The following is an 18,017-nucleotide window of genomic DNA, read 5'->3' as shown; positions in this document are numbered from 1 at the left end:
GGAGGGGCCCTGTGTTTCGTCAATGCTTCTGACAAAAGGAAGTTGAGGTTCCTGGTGGGAACGTCAGACGGGCAGCGCCTGACCTTCGCGCGCGGTGCCGGTGGGTCCGCCGAAGGCCGCGGCGGCACGGAGGGTCGCCGTCTCCGGGGTGAGCGTGGGCCCGACATGCGTGACGACGAGCTGCCGTACGCCGGCTCGCCGGGCCGTGATTCCGGCGTCCTCGGGCGTCAGATGCACCTGTTCGCCATCGCGATGTGCGTCGATGTCGGCCTCGCACAGGAACAGGTCGGCGTCACGGGCGAGTTCGGTGAGCTCGGGACAGGGACCGCTGTCCCCCGAGTACGCGAGCACCCGTCCACCGCTCTCGATCCGCACCCCGTACGCCTCGACGTCGTGCACCACGGCACGTGAGGTGAGCAGCAGGTCACCGTGCTGGACGCGATGCCCGTCACACAGCGGCTGGAAGAGGAAGACGTCACTCAGAAACCCGGCGTCGGGCCGCCCGAAGAACCCCGCGAGACGCTCGGCGCAGCCTTGCGGGGCGTACACCGGGACGGGTGCGACGGGAGTGAGCCCTCCGTACGCCAATCCATAGAACGCCGCCAGGAGATCGGCGCAGTGGTCGGCGTGCAGATGCGAGATCCAGATCGCGTCGATCCGCGCGGGATCGGTGTGCCGCTGCAACTCCGCGAAGCTCCCGGTCCCCGCGTCCACCCACACCTCGGCGCCGCCACCGCGCACCAGATACCCGGAACAGGGGCGATCGGGCCGCGGGTGCGGGGAGGCGGTGCCGAGGACGGTGAGGGTGAGGGGCAGGGAGGGCATGGGTGTGGCGGGCATGGACGGCAGCGTATGCAGGCCGTGCGCCGGCTCGCACCCGCGTTCTACGGCTGCCGCCACCCCGGATCCCGGCCGCTCAGGCCCACCGCGCGGTCGAGCAGGGGTGCCTCGTCCGGTACCGGGACGACCGGGCCGAAGATGCCGCCGCCCCGGTCGCCGGCGTCGGCGGCGGCGCGCAGGAAGTCGTACGACGCCTGGAGGGCGGCCGGGTCCGGGCTGTACCGCTGTCCCGTGGCCACGGCCAGGTCCCAGGCGTGGATCACCAGCTCGTCCGCGGCCACGGCGGCCGCCACCGCACCGGGCAGGTCGACACCGCCCGCGCGGGTCATTCCGGTCCAGGCGTCCGGGGCACGCCAGGCCTCGGCCAGTTCGTCGAGCACCTTGGGCAGCTCCTCGCGCCAGCCGGGGGCGATGTCCGGTACGGCGGCCTCCGGGCTGGTGTCGGTCGTGGCACCCAGATCCTTGCGACCGGCGTCACGGAAGGCGACGGACAGGCCGAGCAGATGGCCCAGCAGATTGCGCACCGCCAGGTCGGGGCAGGGCGTCGGCGCCGAGAGCTGCTCGTCGGCGACGGCTGCGGCGAGGCGGGCGACGACCTGGGTCTGCGGCCCGAGGTCGAGGGTCGTGTCGGTCATGGGCGGGAGCCTCCTCAGGGATCTCTTCCTGGAGGGTGGACCGGGTGTGGGGGTGAAACTCATCGGTGGTGCGGGGCGGATCTCGGATGGATCTCGCTCTCCCTCGGTATTCCCCACTCCACCAGTTCCCTCGGCGTCTTCCCGCCCGCGAAGCACCACAGCGCGATCACCGGGTCGCAGATCGCGCAGCCCAGGGAGGACGTGTGGAGGAAGGGGATGATCGGGTTGCCCTTGATGTGGTGGACGATGTCCCACGCGGTGTGCAGTAGCCAGGCGATGCCGATGAAGGTCCATGACTCCAGGCCGCGGTAGGCGACATAGGTGGCCACCACGGTGAACGCGAACTCCCAGCCGCCCAGACCACCGCCGCTGAGATAGGCGGCACCCGCCCCGGCGACCATGATCGCGTTGAAGCGCCGCCGGTGCGGCTCTCGGATCAGGGACATCAGGAAGGCGTAGAGGAGACCGACGCCGATCGGCGCGACGTATTGCATGGGAAGTGCCTTTTCCGATGGGCTGCTTGGTCGGCTCACCACGCTATGGCCGGGCCCTCGCGCACCCCAGTGGCTGAATCGACAGCTTCCAACGGATTCCCGCCGAGCCTCACCGCCCCCTCAGAGGCAGGCGAACAGCTCGTCGAGCGGGGCGGGTACGCGGTCCGGGTCGAGGGCCTCGACGAGAATGCGGCCGTAGTGGATCTTGCGCCCTGCCCTTGTGCCGAGGAAGCGGCGCAATTGCTGTTGCGAAGTGCGGCCCTGTTGCGCGGGCTGGCGCTGAAAGGTCTGGAGGCCGCGCAGTTCGCCCTCGGCCCGGACCAGTTCCGCCACTCGTGTCACACCCAGCGCGCGGATCAGCTCGTCCTCCAGATCGGCCGCGCAGACGAAGAACTCCTGCTCCGCACCGGCCCGCTCCAGGCCACGGGCGTAAAAGGGACGCTCCCTCTCGTCGCACAGCCCCGTCAGCCGCAGGCCCAGGCCGGACGGCCCCAGCATGCCGGCGAACCGCCCGACGCTCATGGCGCCGCCCATCGGCAGCACACAGACCCCCTCGGCCGCGAGATTCCGGCCCCGGCGCGCGGCCAGCGCATCGACCGCCGCGACATCGCTCGGCCCTTCGAGCAGAACGACCGTCCGCACAGGCAGCCGCTCGGCCAACTCCCGTGCCAGGTCATCCGAGCCCCCGGCCGCCCACTCGACGACCGCTTCCCGAAACGCCCCCATGTCCGCCACAGATCGAGTCTCCGCCCGCTTCCGGCCACCACGCCAGGCAATTTCTTCCGGTGTCCGATGTCCGATGCAGGTGCAGCCCATATAGGTCCACGCCACATGGGTCTACGCCACATAGGTCCAGGCCACACGGGCGCAGCTCACACACCCGCACCCCACATAGCCGCACCCCACACAGGCCACCTTCTAAGGCATCTAAGGCACATACCCGATCCCCGACCCCCCTCCTTAGCCGCACAGTGACCAGGCATGACGACGACCACCACCACCTGGGCACTCCCCCGCGTCCTCCGCAATCGCAACGCCGGCCTCTACCTCGCCGGAGTCGTGGTCTCCGGCTTCGGTACCTCCGCGTTGTGGCTGGCCTCCGGCGTATGGGTGAAGGACCTCACCGGCTCCGACGGCCTGGCCGCGCTGTGCATGCTCGCCATGTGGGCGCCCACCCTGGCCGGCCCGCTCCTCGGCACGCTGGCCGACCGCGTCCGCCGCAAGCCCCTGCTGATCGGCATGAATCTGCTTCTGGCCGCGCTGCTGCCAACCCTGTTCGTCGTCGACTCCGCGGACCGGGTGTGGCTGCTGTTCGCGGTCCTGTTCGTGTACGGCGCCGCGGGGGTCGTGCATGACGCCGCCGAGTCGGCGCTCGTCGCGGGCGCCGTCCCCGCTTCCTTGCTCGGCGACTTCAACGGGCTGCGCATGACCGCCAACGAGGGCATGAAGCTCCTCGCCCCGCTGGCCGGCGCGGGCATCTACGCGGCGTACGGCGGCGGGCATGTCGCCCTGCTCGACGCCGTCACGTTCGTGCTGGCGACCGGCCTGTACGCGGCCCTGCGGGTGCGCGAGAGCCGGCCCGAGCCGCCGGCCGGCGGCTGGCGGGAGCAGACCGCCGAGGGCGCCCGCTATCTGTGGCGACACCCCCGGCTGCGACCGCTCGTCCTGGCCGGCGGCACCACCATGCTGTGCGCCGGGCTCAGCGGTGCGCTGAGCTACGCCGTCATCGACCGCCTCGGGCGCGCCCCGGCGTACGCCGGTGTGCTGTACGCCGTGCAGGGCGCCGGTTCGGTGGCGATCGGGCTGCTCTCCGGCCCGGCGCTGCGCCGCCTCGGTGAGCGCCGTTTCGCCGCGTACGGCATCGCCGTGACGGCCGTCGCCGCGGGGCTGCGCGCGATTCCGTCCGACCCGGTGGCCCTGGTGTGCAGCGCGGCGATCGGCGCGGGGCTGCCCTGCGTCCTGATCGCCGCGCTCACGGCCGTACAGCGTGAGACCCCGGACGCGCTGCTGGGCCGTACCGCCGCCACGGCCAACACGCTCGTGTTCACGCCCAACGTCGTCGGCCTCGCGGCGGGTGCGGCGCTGGTCGAACTGGTCGACGTACGGCTTCTGCTGGCCGTGCTGGGCCTGGTGTGGCTGCTGACCGCCGTACCGCTGCTTCAGAGCGCGGCGAGTCCCTCCCGTACCGCCACCAGGTCGCCGTCCGACGCCAACCCCGCGTGATAGAGCCGGATCTCGGTGGCGCCGAGCTCACGCGCGCGTGCCGCGTCCGACGCCAGGGTGCCGGGACTGCCGCCCATCCCGGAGACCGCGCCGAGGTTGGCGGCGATGACCGCCCCCGAACGCTCCTGTTCGGCGAAGGGTGTGAGCAGGCCGGGGCCGCCCGCGCAGGGCACGACCACGCCGTCCGCGACGGACAGGATGTGCGCGGGGTCGACTCCGGGGTTCGCGCCGACGTGGTGGGTCACCGGGTCGGCGTGCAGCAGGACCTGGAAGCCGTCGGGTGCGGCTGCCCGGACCGAGGTGATGGCCGCCTCCTGGAGGGTGCGGGCGGTTTCGTCGCGCCACGCGCGCGTGGCGGCCGCCGTCCGCTCACCGAGCAGCTTCTCGACCCCGGCCCAGCCCTCGTCGTCCTGCGTCTGCCGCCACAGCGGCTCCAGGGCGGCGCGTACGGCGGCGGCCAGTTCGTCGGGGTCCAGGCCCTGGGCGCCGTAGCCCTCCTTGCAGGTCGGGCAGAAGCAGAGCGCCATCAGGTAGTGCCCGGCGTCCCCGAGCGGCACCCCGGCGGTCTTGTCGTGGGCGTGCAGATGCTGGAGTCCGTACCAGCCGAGGGACTCCAGCTCGGTACCGTGCGCTCCGGGCCGTACGGCTGCCTCGGCGGCGAGTTCGACGAGGTACGCGCGCGTGGCGGGCTGGGCGATGCAGGGGGCCCAGGGGTAGCGGTCGCCGTAGGCGTTGACGACCGAGGTGTCGGGGTGCTCGGCGCCGAGGCGGGAGTTGTGCGCGAGGACCACCCAGGTGTGCACCTCCAGACCGGCGTCGGTCAGCGCGGCGGCGGCCTCGCCGTAGGCGTCGCCGGGTGCCCAGTCGCCGGCGGGGTAGGGGCGCAGCTCGCGGCCCTTCCAGCGGTCGTCCGGCGGGTACAGCACGGCCGCGTGCTCGGCGGTGACGATGCGGTGGCGCGGGTGGCGGGGGGTGAGGGCGCGGGTGGAGTGGTAGGCGGCGGCGAGCGTCACCTGTCGCACTCCGAGGGCGGCGATCCTGCCGGGTGCCTCCGGGTCCCCGTTGACGTCCCAGGGATAGACGAAAGTCGACGCCTTCACTTGGTGTCCTCCCGGCTCCCCTTGGCGGCCTCCGGCTCCGGCTCCTTCTCCAGCAGCTCATAGCCGCGTTCGATCACCTGCGCGAGCTGCTTGACATGATCCTCGCTCGGCTCGTGCAGCGGCGGCCGGACCTCCCCGACGTCCAGTCCGCGCAGCCGTACGCCCGCCTTGACGAGGGCCACGGCGTACCCGCGGCCCTGGGCGCGCAGTTCGACGAAGGGGCGGTAGAAGCCGTCCAGGAGGCGGCCCGCGGTCGTGTCGTCGCCGCTCTCCAGCGCCCGGTAGAAGGCGAGGGCGATGTCCGGGACGAAGCAGAACACGGCGGAGGAGTAGAGCGTGACGCCGATGGCGCGGTAGGCGAGCTGGGTCTGCTCGGCGGTGGGCAGGCCGTTGAAGTAGAGGAAGTCGCCCGGTACCTCGGTGCGTACGGCGCTGATGATCCGCTGCATCAGGTCCAGATCGCCGAGACCGTCCTTGAGGCCGATGATCCCGTCCGTGCGGGCCAGCTCGACGACGGTGTCCGGGGTGAAGACGGCGTTGTCGCGCTGGTAGACGATCACGGGCAGCCCGGTGGCGGCGGCGACCTCCCGGTAGTGCCGCAGCAGCCCCTCCTGGCCGGCGACGACGAGATACGGCGGCATGGCGAGCAGCCCGTCCGCGCCGGCGCCCTCGGCGAGCCTCGCGTACCGCACGGCGAGGGCGGTGCCGTATCCGGCGCCCGCGACGACCGGCACGCGCCCGTCGGTGGCCTCTACGGCGGCCCGTACGCACGCCTCGTACTCCTCGGGCGTGAGGGCGTGGAACTCGCCCGTGCCGCAGCACGCGAACACGGCCGCGGCCCCGGCCTCGACGCCGCGGCGCACATGGGTGCGGTAGGTGTCGAGGTCGACCGAGCCGTCGGGGCCGTAGGCGGTGACGGGGAAGAACAGCGGCCCGCCGGGGATGCTGAGGCGTGCGGCGAGAGGGGCTGGCGTCACGGGCTCTCCCTAGAACGAGGACGACCACATACAGGATCCTGATCAGAGTTTATATTTATGAACATGGGCTGCACCACCCTTGACGAGCAAGGTCGTTGATCCTTAGCTTGTCCATGAATGTGAATACCGTGCGTGCATGCATACGGTCCTGGACTCAAGGAGAACCGAGGATGCCAGCCCCCCGCACCGTTCTGCTCACCGGCGCCGCCGGCGGGCTCGGCACCCTGATGCGGGACCTGCTCCCGGCGTACGGCTATGAGCTGCGGCTGCTCGATCTGCGCCCGATCGAGGGCGAGCCGGACACGATCGTCGCCGACCTCGCCGACCGGGAGGCGCTGCGCGAGGCCGTGCGGGGTGTCTACGCGATCATCCACCTGGCGGGCATCTCCCTGGAAGCCCCCTTCGAGAAGATCCTCAAGGCCAACATCGAGGGCACCTACAACCTGTACGAGGCCGCCCGCGAGGAGGGCGTGGGGCGTGTCGTCTTCGCCTCCTCCAACCACGCGGTGGGCTTCACACCCCGGCCGCAGGGGGACGACCCGCTCATCCCCATCGACACACCGCGCCGCCCGGACACCTTCTACGGCCTGTCCAAGTCCTTCGGTGAGGACCTCGCGCAGTTCTACTGGGACAAGTACGGCCTGGAGACGGTGTCCGTGCGCATCGGCTCCTGCTTCCCCGAGCCGACGAGCGTGCGCATGCTCTCGGTGTGGATGAGCCCCGCCGACGGCGCCCGCCTCTTCCACGCGTGCCTGACCGCCGAGAACGTCGGGCACACGGTCGTCCACGGCTCCTCCGCGAACACCCGCCTGTGGTGGGACCTCGATTCCGCCCGCGCCCTCGGCTACGACCCGCGGGACGACTCCGAGCCGTACGCCGAGAAGCTGATCGCCGAGCAGGGAGAGCTCGATCCGGACAACATCGCGCACGCCTATCTGGGCGGCCACTTCGTGAGCGACCCACCGATCTGGCCGTACTGACCGAATCGAGCGGTCGCGAAAGGGCGGGCGGGCACCGAACGGGCCCGCCCGCCGCGTATTCGGGCACCGATCGCGCCCGATCTCACCTTCCCCGGCACAATCGCGCAGGTCCGAGACGGGCACGGTGCGTGGCGAACGGGCACAGGCGGGCAGCATCGAACCGGCAACAGAGCTGGTCACTGCCGGACCCCCGCTGTAGAACTTCCCCCAAGGGCTCCACCGGGCCCGAACGGGCAGTGAAGCGGAAGGGCGAGGTCGGTATGAGCACGAGGACGGCGGAGGAACGCCAACGCGAGATCGTGCTGGCCGCACGCCGTGACGGCTCCGTCGACGTCACCGCGCTCGCCACCGAGCTGGGCGTCGCCAAGGAGACCGTACGCCGGGATCTGCGGGTCCTGGAGGACCACGGGCTGCTCCGCCGTACCCACGGCGGCGCCTACCCCGTGGAGAGCGCCGGCTTCGAGACGACGCTCGCCTTCCGCGCCACCAGCCATGTCCCCGAGAAGCGCAGGATCGCGTCCGCCGCGGCGGAGCTCCTCGGCGACGCCGAGACGGTCTTCGTCGACGAGGGCTTCACCCCGCAGCTCATCGCCGAGGCCCTGCCCATGGACCGGCCGCTGACCGTGGTCACCGCGTCCCTGCCGGTCGCGGGCGCGCTCGCCGAGACGGAGCACATCTCCGTGCTGCTGCTCGGCGGCCGGGTACGGTCGGGCACGCTGGCCACCGTCGACCACTGGACGACGAAGATGCTGGCCGGCTTCGTCATCGACCTGGCGTTCATCGGCGCCAACGGCATCTCCCGCGAACACGGCCTGACCACCCCCGACCCCGCCGTCAGCGAGGTCAAGGCGCAGGCCATCCGGGCCGCGCGCCGCACGGTTTTCGCGGGCGTGCACACCAAGTTCGGGGCGGTCAGCTTCTGCCGGTTCGCCGACATCGGCGCACTGGAGACGATCGTCACGAGCACCCTGCTCCCGGCCGCCGAGGCACACCGGTACTCGCTGCTGGGCCCCCAAGTCATCCGCGTCTGAAAGTCCAAAGTCATCCGCGTCTGAAAGTCCAAAAATCAAATCCACTCCCCCGAGGGGCACACCCATACCCTCGCATACCCCTTATCTCCCCATACGTCTCATCTCCCCTCACGTCCAGGAGCGATCCATGCGAACCCAGAGCCGACGGCGGCCACCGCGAGCCACGCTCGCCATGGCCGCCGCAGGGACGCTGCTCGCCCCGCTGCTCTCCGGCTGCTGGGTCGGCGCCGGCGGGACCGGGTCGGGCGGCGACTCGGTCAACGTCCTCATGGTCAACAACCCCCAGATGACCGAGCTGCAGAAGCTCGCCCCCCGCTTCACCGAAGAGACCGGCATCAAGGTCAACTTCACCGTCCTGCCCGAGAACGACGTCCGCGACAAGATCAGCCAGGACTTCGCCAACCAGGCGGGCCAGTACGACGTGGCGACGCTCTCCAACTACGAGATCCCGATCTACGCCCGCAACGGCTGGCTGAAGGAGATGAACTCCTACGTCGCCAAGGACCCGTCCTACGACGAGCAGGACGTCCTCAAGCCGATGCGCCAGTCCCTGACCGGCGACGACGGCAAGCTCTACGGCCAGCCCTTCTACGGCGAGTCGTCCTTCCTGATGTACCGCAAGGACGTGTTCGCCGAGAAGGGCCTGACGATGCCCGCGCACCCCACCTGGCAGCAGGTGGCGGACCTCGCCGAGAAGGCGGACGGCGCCGAGCCGGGCATGAAGGGCATATGTCTGCGCGGTCTGCCCGGCTGGGGCGAGGTGATGGCCCCGCTCACCACCGTCGTCAACACCTTCGGCGGCACCTGGTTCGACAAGGACTGGACGGCCCGCCTGAACTCGCCCGAGTGGCAGCAGGCGACGAAGTTCTATGTCGACCTGGTGCGCGAGCACGGTGAGTCGGGAGCTGCCCAGTCCGGCTTCGCCGAGTGCCTGAACAACATGACCCAGGGCAAGGTCGCCATGTGGTACGACGCCACTTCCGCGGCCGGTTCCCTGGAGGCGGCGAACAGCCCGGTCAAGGGCAAGGTGGGCTACGCGCCCGCCCCCGTCGAGAAGACGGAGTCCTCGGGCTGGCTCTACACCTGGGCCTGGGGCATCCAGAACGCCTCCCGGAACCCGGACAACGCCTGGAAGTTCGTGTCCTGGGCGTCGAGCAAGCAGTACGAGCAGCTGGTCGGCGACGAGATCGGCTGGTCCAACGTCCCGGCGGGCAAGCGGGCCTCCACCTACGCCAACCCGGCGTACCGCCAGGAGGCCGCCGCCTTCCAGGAGATGACGAAGGAAGCCATCGAGGGCGCCCGCCCCGACGACCCCGGCGTACAGCCGCGCCCCGCGCCCGGCATCCAGTTCGTCGGCATCCCCGAGTTCACCGACCTCGGCACCAAGGTCTCCCAGGAGATCAGCGCGGCCATCGCCGGACGCCAGTCCGTCGAGTCGGCCCTGAAGAAGTCCCAGCAACTCGCCGACGAGATCTCCGAGGAGTACGAGGGGCGATGACAGCGACTACAACGGCCCCCGTGGCCGCTACTCCCGTGCGAACGACACGTCCGCCCTCCGCCCGGCTGCGCGCCTGGGCGACCCGGGCACCCCTGCTGCCCGCACTGATCTTCATGATCGTGGTGACCCAGCTGCCGTTCGTGGCCACGCTGGTGATCTCGTTCTTCGACTGGAACGCGCTCTACCCGGACGCCCGAAAGTTCGCCGGCCTGGGCAACTACCAGGAGGTCCTCACCGACGCCGATCTGCGCCACTCGGTGTGGACGACCGTGCTCCTGACGGTCGCGGTGGTGCTGGCCAGCCTGATCCTGGGCCTGGTGCTGGCGCTGCTCCTGGACCGTAAGTTCAAGGGCCGCGGAGTGGTCCGCACCTTGCTGATCGCCCCGTTCCTGGTCGTTCCCGTGGCGGCGGCCCTGCTCTGGAAGCATGTGCTCTACAACCCTGAATACGGCCTGTTCAATGGGTTGTTGCACTATGTGGGCGGCCCACAGCCCGACTGGATCTCCAACACCCCGCTCCTCGCGGTGGAGGCCTCCCTGGTCTGGCAATGGACGCCGTTCATGATGCTGATCCTGCTGGCAGGACTGCAGAGCCGTGACCACGAGCAGATCGAGGCGGCCCGCGTCGACGGCGCGAGCGACTGGCAGATCTTCCGCCACCTCACCCTCCCCCACCTGCGCCGCTACCTCGAACTCGGCGCCCTGCTCGGCTCGATCTACATCGTCCAGAACTTCGACGCGGTCTTCACGATCACGTCCGGGGGCCTCGGCACCGCCAACCTCCCCTACACCGTCTACCAGAGCTTCTACCAGGCCCATGAGAACGGCCTCGCCTCGGCCGCGGGCGTCCTGGTGGTCATCGGCTCGATCATCATCGCGACCTTCGCGCTGCGCGTGGTGTCGTCCCTGTTCCGCGAGGAGGTGTCGCGCGCATGAGCAGCATGGCCGTACGACTTCGCAGCCGCCGCAAGGGAGCGGGCCTGGGCCTGGTGGCCTGGCTGCTGGGAATCGCGTTCTTCCTCCCCATCGCCTGGATGGCGCTGACGTCCTTCCACTCCGAGGCGGACGCGGCGACCAACCCACCGTCCTTCGCCGCGTCGTTGACGCTGGACGGCTACCGCGAGTTCTTCGGCGCGGGCGGTGGCGCGAGCCCCTGGCCCGCGCTGATCAACTCGGCGGTGGCGTCGATAGCATCGACCCTGTTCGTCCTGGTCCTGGCCCTGCCGGCCGCCTACGCCCTGTCGATCCGCCCGGTGAAGAAGTGGACCGACGTCCTGTTCTTCTTCCTCTCCACGAAGATGCTGCCGGCCGTGGCGGGCCTGTTGCCGCTGTACCTGTTCGCGAAGAACACGGACATGCTCGACAACATCTGGCTGCTGGTCATCCTCTACACCTCCATGAACCTGCCGATCGCGGTGTGGATGATGCACTCCTTCCTCGCCGAGATCCCGGTGGCGATCATCGAGGCGGCGAGGGTGGACGGCGCGAAGCTGCCGACGATCCTGACCAGGGTCGTGGCCCCCATCGCCCTCCCCGGCATCGCCGCCACTTCCCTCATCTGCTTCATCTTCAGCTGGAACGAGCTGCTGTTCGCCCGTGTGCTGACCGGCGTGGTGGCGGAGACCGCGCCCGTCTTCCTGACCGGCTTCATCACCAGCCAGGGCCTGTTCCTGGCGAAGGTGTGCGCCGCGTCGCTCGTCATCTCCCTGCCGGTGCTCGCCGCGGGGTTCGCCGCCCAGGACAAGCTGGTCCAGGGCCTGTCGTTGGGAGCCGTGAAATGAAGGCCGCCGTCATCGAGTCCGTGGGCCGCGCCGTCGTCGCAGAGGTCCCGGACCCGACACCGGGACCGCGCGAGGTCGTCGTGGAAGTGGCGGCCTGCGGCCTCTGCGGCACCGATCTGCACATCCTCCAGGGCGAGTTCGCGCCGAAGCTGCCGATCGTGCCCGGGCACGAGTTCGCGGGCGAGGTGGTCGGGGTCGGCACCCAGGTCACGGAGGTCGCGGTCGGCGACCGAGTGGCGGTGGACCCGTCCCTGTACTGCTACGAGTGCCGTTACTGCCGTACCGGCCACAACAACCTCTGCGAACGCTGGGCGGCGATCGGTGTGACGACGGCGGGCGGAGCGGCGCAGTACGCCGTCGCCCCCGTGGCCAACTGCGTGAAGCTCCCCGAGCACGTCCGCACCCAGGACGCGGCCCTGGTGGAGCCCCTGTCCTGCGCGGTGCGCGGCTACGACGTCCTCCAGTCCCGGCTCGGCGCCCATGTCCTGATCTACGGCTCCGGCACGATGGGCCTGATGATGCTGGAGCTCGCCAAGCGGACGGGAGCGGCCAGCGTGGACATGGTGGACGTGAATCCGTCCCGTCTGGAGACCGCCCGGAGGCTCGGCGTCTCGGCCTCCGCCGCCAACCCCGACGAGCTGGACCGGCCTCAGGGCTGGGACCTCGTCGTCGACGCCACGGGCAACGCGGCGGCGATCCAGGACGGCCTGGACCGGGTGGCGAAGGCCGGCACGTTTCTGCAGTTCGGGGTGGCGGACTACGCGACCCGCGTGACGATCGACCCGTACCGCATCTACAACCAGGAGATCACCATCACGGGCTCGATGGCGGTGCTCCACAGCTTCGAGCGCGCGGCGGAACTGTTCGCGAACGGTGTCCTCGACCCCGAGATCTTCATCAGCGACCGCATCGCGCTGGAGCGGTATCCGGAGGCGCTGGAGCAGTTCGCGTCGGGGGTGGGGCGGAAGATCGTCGTGGTGCCGTAGGCACGCTCCCCGAAGGCCGGAGGGGCTGAGTTCATCAGCTCCTCCGGCGTTCGAGGACGCGAGAAAAAACCCGGCCCCCACCGATTGGCCCCGGGTAAGGGAACGGTAAAACGGCCTCGCTCGTTCACGGGGCATGACAGCTATGACCCCCGGCTCGAACATCCCTCTCTCCGCCGCGCGCGTGACGGTGGACGTCGCCGCCCCGGTGCGGCTCGACGTATCGGGCCTGCTGCTCACCGCCGACGGCAAGGTGCGCTCCGACGACGACTTCATCTTCTACAACCAGCCCAACGGCCCGGGCGTGACGTACCGCTCGGGCGGCGGCACCAGCCCCGACGCGATCATCGTCGACACCTCGGCCGTCCCCGCCGGCATCGAGAAGATCGTCGTCACCGCCAGCCCGGACGCCGCCGGCCAGACCTTCCAGGGCATCGAACCGACGGCCACCATCCGCGACGCCAACGACAACAGCGTCCTGGCCACCTTCACTCCCCCACAGCTCGGCACCGAGACCGCGCTGGTGATCGTGGAGGTCTATCTGCGCAACGGCGCCTGGAAGGCCCGAGCGGTGGGCCAGGGCTACGCCAACGGCCTGGCCGGCATCGCCACCGACTTCGGCGTCACGGTCGAGGAACCCGCCCCGGCCGCCACCCCCGTGGCCCCGCCGCAGCCCACCGCGGCGCCCCCGGTCACCCCGCAGGCCCCGCCCATGACCACCCCTGCCGCTCCCCCGGCACCTCCGGCGCCCCCCGCCCCGCCCGCGCCCGGCACCGGGAAGATCAACCTCGACAAGGGCCGCGTCAGCCTCCAGAAGAACCAGACCGTGTCCCTGATGAAGGGCGGCCAGCCCCTCCTCTCCCAGGTCAAGATGGGCCTCGGCTGGGAGCCGGCGTACCGCGGCAAGGACATCGACCTGGACGCCTCGGTCATCGCCTACGGCCCGCAGCGCAACCACATCGACAGCTGCTACTTCGGCAAGCTCCAGATCGTGCAGGGCGCCATCCGCCACTCCGGCGACAACCTCACCGGTGAGGGCGGCGGGGACGACGAGGTCATCACCGTGGACCTCGGGCGTCTGCCCCAGGACGTCACCGGCCTGGTCTTCACCGTCAACTCGTTCTCCGGCCAGAAGTTCACCGAGGTCGCCAAGGCCTACTGCCGGCTGATCGACGGCCTCACCGGCGAGGAACTCGTCCGCTTCGACCTCACCAGCGCCGAGCCCCAGACGGGCGTGCTGATGGCGAAGTTGATCAGGCAGTTCACCGGTGAGTGGGAGATGACGGCCATGGGCGACTTCGTGAAGTCGCGCACGGTGCGGGGGATGGTGAAGCCGGCGGCGCAGGCGCTCTAGGCGTACAGCCGGCCTGTGGCCGCGGAGCCGCTCCGTGACCACAGGCCGGCTGTTAGGATTTTCGGTGTTCGTGCCGATCCGCAACGAGGACTACGAAGAGGTGAGTCGATGACCGCGCTCAAGGCCACTGCCCCGCGCAGCGCCCGGATCATCCTCACGTCGCGGGCGACGGCCTGACCTCGTCCGGCCCCTCCTCGTCGAGAGCGTGAGCTCACGAGGCGACAGCGTCATCCACACGAACACCACCATGGAACGGACCTGAATCCCGCCATGACCACACCCATGTCCACGCCCAGCGGCTGGATCACCCGCCCCGAGACCGACGCCGACCGGTCCACTGTCCGCGAGATCGAACTGGCGGCCTTCGAGACCCCGCTGGAGGCCGATCTCGTCGACGCCCTGCGCACCGACGCCGCCTGGATCGACGGCCTGTCCATCGTCACCGCCGACCAGGACGGCCGGCTCGTCGGACACGCCCTGCTGACCCGCTGCCACATCGACGACACCCCGGCCCTGTGCCTGGGCCCCGTCGCCGTGCTTCCCGAGTACCAGCGGACCGGCGCCGGCTCCGCGGCGATCCGTGCCGCGCTGCGGGCGGCCAAGGTCCAGGGCGAACGCTTCGTCACCGTGCTCGGGCACCCCGCGTACTACCCACGGTTCGGCTTCGCTCGCGCCTCCACCTGGGGCATCGGCGTCACGCTCGACGTCCCGGACGAGGCCCTGATGGCCCTCACCCTCGACCCCGCCCACCGGCCGCCCGGCGGCACCATCCGCTACGCGGCCCCGTTCGGCGTCTGAACCGTCACATCTTCGTCGCCCCCGCCGCCAGGTCCCGCAGGAAGTGCCGCGCCCCGAGCAGGAACACGATGATCAGCGGTACGACGCTCATCAGGGCGCCGGCCATCACGAGCGCGTAGTCCGAGTTGTACAGGACGTTGAGGTTCGCGAGGGCGACCTGGAGGGTGACCTTGTCCGGGTTGATCATGACGACCAGGGGCCAGATGTAGTCGTTCCAGAGGCCGATGAAGGTGAAGATGCCGAGGAACGCGAGAGCGGGGCGGAACAGGGGCAGGGCGACCGTCCAGTACAGGCGGAAGAACCCGGCGCCGTCGATGCGGCCGGCGTCAAGGAGTTCGTCCGGGAGTGAGTTCTGGGCGTACTGACGCATCCAGAAGATGCCGAACGCGTTGGCGGCGCTGGGAATGATCAGCGCCTTCAGCGAACCGGCCCAGCCGAACTCGGCCATGGTGACGAACTGCGGCACCAGGGAGAGCTGCGCGGGGATCATGTAGGTGACCAGGAGCATGCCGAACAGGAACTTCTTGCCCGGGAACTCGTACTTGGCGAAGGCGAACGCGGCCAGCGAGTCGAAGAACAGCACCAGCACGGTCCCCGCCACGGCGACGACGATCGTGTTCCACAGCGAGCCGAAGAAGTCGACGGTGTCGAGCACCCGGCCCATGTTGTCCAGCAGATGCGGGCCCGGCACGAGCTTGGGCGGGTAGCTGTAGATGTCCTCGGTGGTGCCGGAGGCCATCACCACCAGCCAGTAGAAGGGGAACAAGGACACCAGCACGCCGAGCAGCAGCACCGCCCGGACACCGATCCGGGTGAGCCGGCTGCCGGAGCCGATGGCGAGCCCCGCGCTGCCGGTCGCCCTGCCGGTCGTCCTGTCGTGGTCAGCGGCCATTGCGGGCCCCCTTGCGCCGCAGCATCCCGGCGAGACCGGGCCGACCGTGACGGTCGTCGTCCCGATCGGATCCGGACACCAACCGCCAGTTGATGATCGTAAAGATGGCGATGATCGCGAACAGCAGCCAGCCCATCGCGGCCCCGTACCCGAACTGGTGCTCCTTGAAGGCCTTCTGCCACAGATAGAGCACGATGGTCATCCCCTCCTGACCGGGACCACCCGTGGTACCGACATCCGTCGACTGGAAGAGCACCTGCGACTCGGTGAAGATCTGCAGGCCGTTGATGGTGGAGGTGACGGCGGCGAAGAGGACGACCGGGCGCAACTGCGGGAGCACGACCCGGAAGAGGGTCTGCCAGCTGTTCGCGCCGTCGACGCGGGCGGCCTCGAAGTGCTCGGTGGGGATGGCCTGGAGGCCCGCGAGGAAGATCAGCGCGTTGTACCCGACCCACCGCCAGATGATCATCAGCGAGACGGACGACTTGATGCCCCACTCGGAGGAAAGCCAGCCGATCCCGTCCAGCCCGACCGCCCGCAGCACCGCGTTGGCGAGCCCCGCCTGGGCGAACACCGAGCCGAACACGACCGTCATGGCGACCATCGACGTGACATTGGGGATGAAGTACGCCACCCGCAACGCGCCGGTGAACCTGACCTGCGAGTGCAGCAGGAACGCGAGCACCAGCGCGAGGAACAGCATCGGCACCGTGGACAGGAACCAGATCTCGAACGTGTTGAGCACCGAGTGCCAGAACACCGGGTCCCGCAGCAGCCAGCCGTACTGCTGAAGGCCGACGAAACGCATCGAGCCGATGCCGTCCCAGTCCTGGAAGGACAGATAGAGGGAGTAGACCACCGGGAAGGTGCCGAAGACAGCGAACAGCACATAGAACGGGGAGATGGCGAGCAGGGGCGGGATGTGTCGTCTGCGTCCGCCGGGGGTGGTGGATCGCTTACGGCGGACAGGGATCCGTTCCTCCGTCGGCGGGTCCAGGACTGTCGCCATGGTCAGCTCACCCCCACCCGGGACAGCGTGGTCTCGGCGGTGTTCACCGCGTCCCGCCACGCCCTGTCGGGGTCCTTGCCGAGCATCTCCACGTTGGTCAGCTCCTGGAAGAACGGCGTGTTGGCGGTCTCCTCGTACGGGCTGAAGTAGTTGACCGGGGCCTTCTGGGCGGCCGGGCCGAAGACATCGATGGGCTGCTGACCGCCGAAGAAGGGGTCGGGCCGGTGCATCGCGGGATCGGCGTAGGCGGCCGGAGTGGTGGGGAACAGGGCCATCTCCTGGTAGCTCTCGAGCTGGTTCGCCGGGCTGAGCAGCCAGGTCAGGAAGGCGAACGCCGCCTCCGGGTCCCGGCAGTAACGCGTCAGGGTCACGTACGAGCCGCCGTAGTTGGCCGGGCCGTCCGGCATGGTGGTCAGCCGCCAGCGCCCCGAGGTCCTGGGCGCGGAGTCCTTCAGGCCGTTGATGGCCCACACCGCCGTGGTCATGGTGGCGACCCGGCCCCTGCTCATGGCCGCGTTGAAGTCCGGTGTCCCGTCCGTGATCCCGGCGCTGAGCCGCTGACGGAGCAGTTCCACGGAGAGGTCCCAGGCGCGCCGCACATGTCGCTGGTCGCCGATGAAGCGGTTGTCCTCGTCCACGAACTGCCTGGGGCTCTGCAGCAGGACCTGCTGGAAGACATTGCCGATGTTGCTGACCAGATACGGCTTCCCCGGCCCCTTCGCCCGCAGTGTCCTCCCCGCGGCGATGAACCTCTCCCAGCTCGGTATCTCCTCGGCGACGTCCCGCGGTTCGTGGGCGAGCCCGGCCTCCTGGAAGAGGTCCCTGCGGTAGTAGAGGGCGGTGGGTCCGGCGTCGAGCGGGAAGCCGATCATCCGGCCCGACGGGGTGAAGCAGCTCTTCCACTTCCAGTCCAGATAGCGCTCGCGGACCGACTCCGCGCCGAGCGACCGCAGGTCCAGGAACTCGTCCTCGTCCGGGAAGAACGTGGCGAGGTTGTCGGAGTTCGCGACCGTGATGTCCGGTACGTAGGCACGGGCGGCGAGGCTGGTGCGCACCTTCGAGTCGATGTCGCCGTCGGGGATCTGCGAGCCCCGCACCTTCAGCCCCGCCACCCCGGGGACGCCCCGCTCGGCGGTGGCGAGCAGCTTGTCGCTGAGCGCGCCCTTCCAGTACCAGAGACTGAGGTGATCGGAGCCCGCCGAGGCCGAACCACTCGGTGCACCACATCCCGCCAGACCCAGCAGGGTGACACCCGCGCCGCCCAGCGAGGCCCCCAGGAAACGTCTGCGGGACATCGTTCGGTGTTCCATGGGCGGCGCACTCGCTTTCCGGACGTGCGGATGACAACGATGTCGGCCAGCTCGTTCCTGATGGACTCGGCATCGTGACGTGGGGAGATCGGGGGTCCGTGAACGTTCACGTG

General features: G+C 69.9%; 18 protein-coding genes. 9 read left to right on the top strand and 9 right to left on the bottom strand.

From position 1 onward, the window contains the following. Window positions 1-63 precede the first annotated feature (63 nt). From IE325_RS16685 to IE325_RS16670, 4 genes are all read right to left on the bottom strand, one after another. Window positions 64-840: an MBL fold metallo-hydrolase gene (locus IE325_RS16685; RefSeq protein ID WP_373315176.1), complete on the bottom strand. Its 777-nt coding sequence runs from the start codon at window positions 838-840 to the stop codon at window positions 64-66. A 44-nt stretch (window positions 841-884) separates the two neighbouring features. Next, on the bottom strand, window positions 885-1,475 hold the full coding sequence (locus IE325_RS16680) for a TIGR03086 family metal-binding protein (protein ID WP_190070686.1): 591 nt from the start codon (window positions 1,473-1,475) through the stop codon (window positions 885-887). A gap of 59 nt (window positions 1,476-1,534) precedes the next feature. Continuing rightward, window positions 1,535-1,969 carry a DUF6010 family protein gene (locus IE325_RS16675; RefSeq protein ID WP_190070685.1) on the bottom strand — a complete coding sequence of 145 codons (435 nt, stop codon included), beginning with the start codon at window positions 1,967-1,969 and terminating at the stop codon, window positions 1,535-1,537. Between the two features lie 120 nt (window positions 1,970-2,089). After that, the gene (locus IE325_RS16670; protein ID WP_190070684.1) at window positions 2,090-2,704 is read right to left on the bottom strand and encodes a TOPRIM nucleotidyl transferase/hydrolase domain-containing protein; all 615 of its coding nucleotides are present in this window, start codon (window positions 2,702-2,704) and stop codon (window positions 2,090-2,092) included. A gap of 246 nt (window positions 2,705-2,950) precedes the next feature. On the opposite strand from IE325_RS16670, the gene IE325_RS16665 reads away from it, so the two are divergent. Continuing rightward, window positions 2,951-4,192 carry an MFS transporter gene (locus IE325_RS16665; protein ID WP_190070683.1) on the top strand — a complete coding sequence of 414 codons (1,242 nt, stop codon included), beginning with the start codon at window positions 2,951-2,953 and terminating at the stop codon, window positions 4,190-4,192. On the opposite strand, the gene IE325_RS16660 is transcribed toward IE325_RS16665, so the two are convergent. Together IE325_RS16660 and IE325_RS16655 are read right to left on the bottom strand one after the other, a co-directional pair. Next, the gene (locus tag IE325_RS16660) at window positions 4,129-5,292 is read right to left on the bottom strand and encodes a hypothetical protein (RefSeq protein ID WP_190070682.1); all 1,164 of its coding nucleotides are present in this window, start codon (window positions 5,290-5,292) and stop codon (window positions 4,129-4,131) included. The two genes, IE325_RS16665 and IE325_RS16660, sit on opposite strands and share 64 nt — an antisense overlap. Next, a complete protein-coding gene (locus IE325_RS16655) occupies window positions 5,289-6,269 on the bottom strand; it encodes a 5-dehydro-4-deoxyglucarate dehydratase (RefSeq protein WP_190070681.1) in 981 nt (326 codons plus the stop codon). The genes IE325_RS16660 and IE325_RS16655 overlap by 4 nt, the downstream gene beginning before the upstream one ends. Before the next feature lie 170 nt (window positions 6,270-6,439). On the opposite strand from IE325_RS16655, the gene IE325_RS16650 reads away from it, so the two are divergent. The 8 genes from IE325_RS16650 to IE325_RS16615 all read left to right on the top strand — a co-directional run bounded on the left by IE325_RS16650 (window position 6,440) and on the right by IE325_RS16615 (window position 14,693). Next, window positions 6,440-7,249: an NAD-dependent epimerase/dehydratase family protein gene (locus tag IE325_RS16650; RefSeq protein ID WP_190070680.1), complete on the top strand. Its 810-nt coding sequence runs from the start codon at window positions 6,440-6,442 to the stop codon at window positions 7,247-7,249. Between the two features lie 260 nt (window positions 7,250-7,509). Continuing rightward, window positions 7,510-8,280 (top strand): DeoR/GlpR family DNA-binding transcription regulator, encoded by a 771-nt coding sequence (locus IE325_RS16645; RefSeq protein ID WP_190070679.1) that lies wholly within the window; start codon window positions 7,510-7,512, stop codon window positions 8,278-8,280. Between the two features lie 127 nt (window positions 8,281-8,407). Beyond that, entirely contained in the window at window positions 8,408-9,778 is a 1,371-nt protein-coding gene (locus IE325_RS16640) for an ABC transporter substrate-binding protein (protein WP_190070678.1), read from the top strand. Beyond that, window positions 9,775-10,713: a carbohydrate ABC transporter permease gene (locus IE325_RS16635; protein WP_190070677.1), complete on the top strand. Its 939-nt coding sequence runs from the start codon at window positions 9,775-9,777 to the stop codon at window positions 10,711-10,713. The genes IE325_RS16640 and IE325_RS16635 overlap by 4 nt, the downstream gene beginning before the upstream one ends. After that, window positions 10,710-11,558, top strand: a complete 849-nt coding sequence (locus tag IE325_RS16630) for a carbohydrate ABC transporter permease (RefSeq protein WP_190070676.1) — start codon at window positions 10,710-10,712, stop codon at window positions 11,556-11,558. The genes IE325_RS16635 and IE325_RS16630 overlap by 4 nt, the downstream gene beginning before the upstream one ends. After that, a complete protein-coding gene (locus IE325_RS16625) occupies window positions 11,555-12,544 on the top strand; it encodes a zinc-dependent alcohol dehydrogenase family protein (protein ID WP_190070675.1) in 990 nt (329 codons plus the stop codon). Before IE325_RS16630 ends, IE325_RS16625 begins: the two co-directional genes overlap by 4 nt. Before the next feature lie 142 nt (window positions 12,545-12,686). Next, complete coding sequence (locus IE325_RS16620; RefSeq protein WP_190070833.1) at window positions 12,687-13,895, top strand: TerD family protein; 1,209 nt, start codon at window positions 12,687-12,689, stop codon at window positions 13,893-13,895. 270 nt (window positions 13,896-14,165) lie between these two features. Beyond that, window positions 14,166-14,693, top strand: a complete 528-nt coding sequence (locus IE325_RS16615) for a GNAT family N-acetyltransferase (protein ID WP_373315175.1) — start codon at window positions 14,166-14,168, stop codon at window positions 14,691-14,693. 4 nt (window positions 14,694-14,697) lie between these two features. On the opposite strand, the gene IE325_RS16610 is transcribed toward IE325_RS16615, so the two are convergent. The 3 genes from IE325_RS16610 to IE325_RS16600 are packed head-to-tail and all read right to left on the bottom strand — an operon-like array spanning window position 14,698 to window position 17,889. Further along, window positions 14,698-15,585, bottom strand: a complete 888-nt coding sequence (locus IE325_RS16610; RefSeq protein ID WP_190070674.1) for a carbohydrate ABC transporter permease — start codon at window positions 15,583-15,585, stop codon at window positions 14,698-14,700. Then, the gene (locus IE325_RS16605; protein ID WP_190070673.1) at window positions 15,575-16,594 is read right to left on the bottom strand and encodes a carbohydrate ABC transporter permease; all 1,020 of its coding nucleotides are present in this window, start codon (window positions 16,592-16,594) and stop codon (window positions 15,575-15,577) included. The genes IE325_RS16610 and IE325_RS16605 overlap by 11 nt, the downstream gene beginning before the upstream one ends. Before the next feature lie 2 nt (window positions 16,595-16,596). After that, the gene (locus tag IE325_RS16600; protein ID WP_190070672.1) at window positions 16,597-17,889 is read right to left on the bottom strand and encodes an ABC transporter substrate-binding protein; all 1,293 of its coding nucleotides are present in this window, start codon (window positions 17,887-17,889) and stop codon (window positions 16,597-16,599) included. Window positions 17,890-18,017: the final 128 nt, after the last annotated feature.

Source organism: Streptomyces lanatus (assembly GCF_014655715.1).
Classification (GTDB): domain Bacteria; phylum Actinomycetota; class Actinomycetes; order Streptomycetales; family Streptomycetaceae; genus Streptomyces; species Streptomyces lanatus.
This window is presented reverse-complemented; position numbering and strand designations above follow the sequence as displayed.

What these genes read in the sequence shown, in the direction of transcription:
- IE325_RS16610 (WP_190070674.1), bottom strand. Translation starts at nt 15,585, where the DNA reads ATGGCCGCTGACCACGACAGGACGACCGGCAGGGCGACCGGCAGCGCG.
- IE325_RS16605 (WP_190070673.1), bottom strand. Translation starts at nt 16,594, where the DNA reads ATGGCGACAGTCCTGGACCCGCCGACGGAGGAACGGATCCCTGTCCGC.
- IE325_RS16615 (WP_373315175.1), top strand. Translation starts at nt 14,166, where the DNA reads ATGACCACACCCATGTCCACGCCCAGCGGCTGGATCACCCGCCCCGAG.
- IE325_RS16645 (WP_190070679.1), top strand. Translation starts at nt 7,510, where the DNA reads ATGAGCACGAGGACGGCGGAGGAACGCCAACGCGAGATCGTGCTGGCC.
- IE325_RS16600 (WP_190070672.1), bottom strand. Translation starts at nt 17,889, where the DNA reads ATGTCCCGCAGACGTTTCCTGGGGGCCTCGCTGGGCGGCGCGGGTGTC.
- IE325_RS16665 (WP_190070683.1), top strand. Translation starts at nt 2,951, where the DNA reads ATGACGACGACCACCACCACCTGGGCACTCCCCCGCGTCCTCCGCAAT.
- IE325_RS16620 (WP_190070833.1), top strand. Translation starts at nt 12,687, where the DNA reads ATGACCCCCGGCTCGAACATCCCTCTCTCCGCCGCGCGCGTGACGGTG.
- IE325_RS16640 (WP_190070678.1), top strand. Translation starts at nt 8,408, where the DNA reads ATGCGAACCCAGAGCCGACGGCGGCCACCGCGAGCCACGCTCGCCATG.
- IE325_RS16685 (WP_373315176.1), bottom strand. Translation starts at nt 840, where the DNA reads ATGCCCGCCACACCCATGCCCTCCCTGCCCCTCACCCTCACCGTCCTC.
- IE325_RS16635 (WP_190070677.1), top strand. Translation starts at nt 9,775, where the DNA reads ATGACAGCGACTACAACGGCCCCCGTGGCCGCTACTCCCGTGCGAACG.
- IE325_RS16625 (WP_190070675.1), top strand. Translation starts at nt 11,555, where the DNA reads ATGAAGGCCGCCGTCATCGAGTCCGTGGGCCGCGCCGTCGTCGCAGAG.
- IE325_RS16680 (WP_190070686.1), bottom strand. Translation starts at nt 1,475, where the DNA reads ATGACCGACACGACCCTCGACCTCGGGCCGCAGACCCAGGTCGTCGCC.
- IE325_RS16675 (WP_190070685.1), bottom strand. Translation starts at nt 1,969, where the DNA reads ATGCAATACGTCGCGCCGATCGGCGTCGGTCTCCTCTACGCCTTCCTG.
- IE325_RS16630 (WP_190070676.1), top strand. Translation starts at nt 10,710, where the DNA reads ATGAGCAGCATGGCCGTACGACTTCGCAGCCGCCGCAAGGGAGCGGGC.
- IE325_RS16650 (WP_190070680.1), top strand. Translation starts at nt 6,440, where the DNA reads ATGCCAGCCCCCCGCACCGTTCTGCTCACCGGCGCCGCCGGCGGGCTC.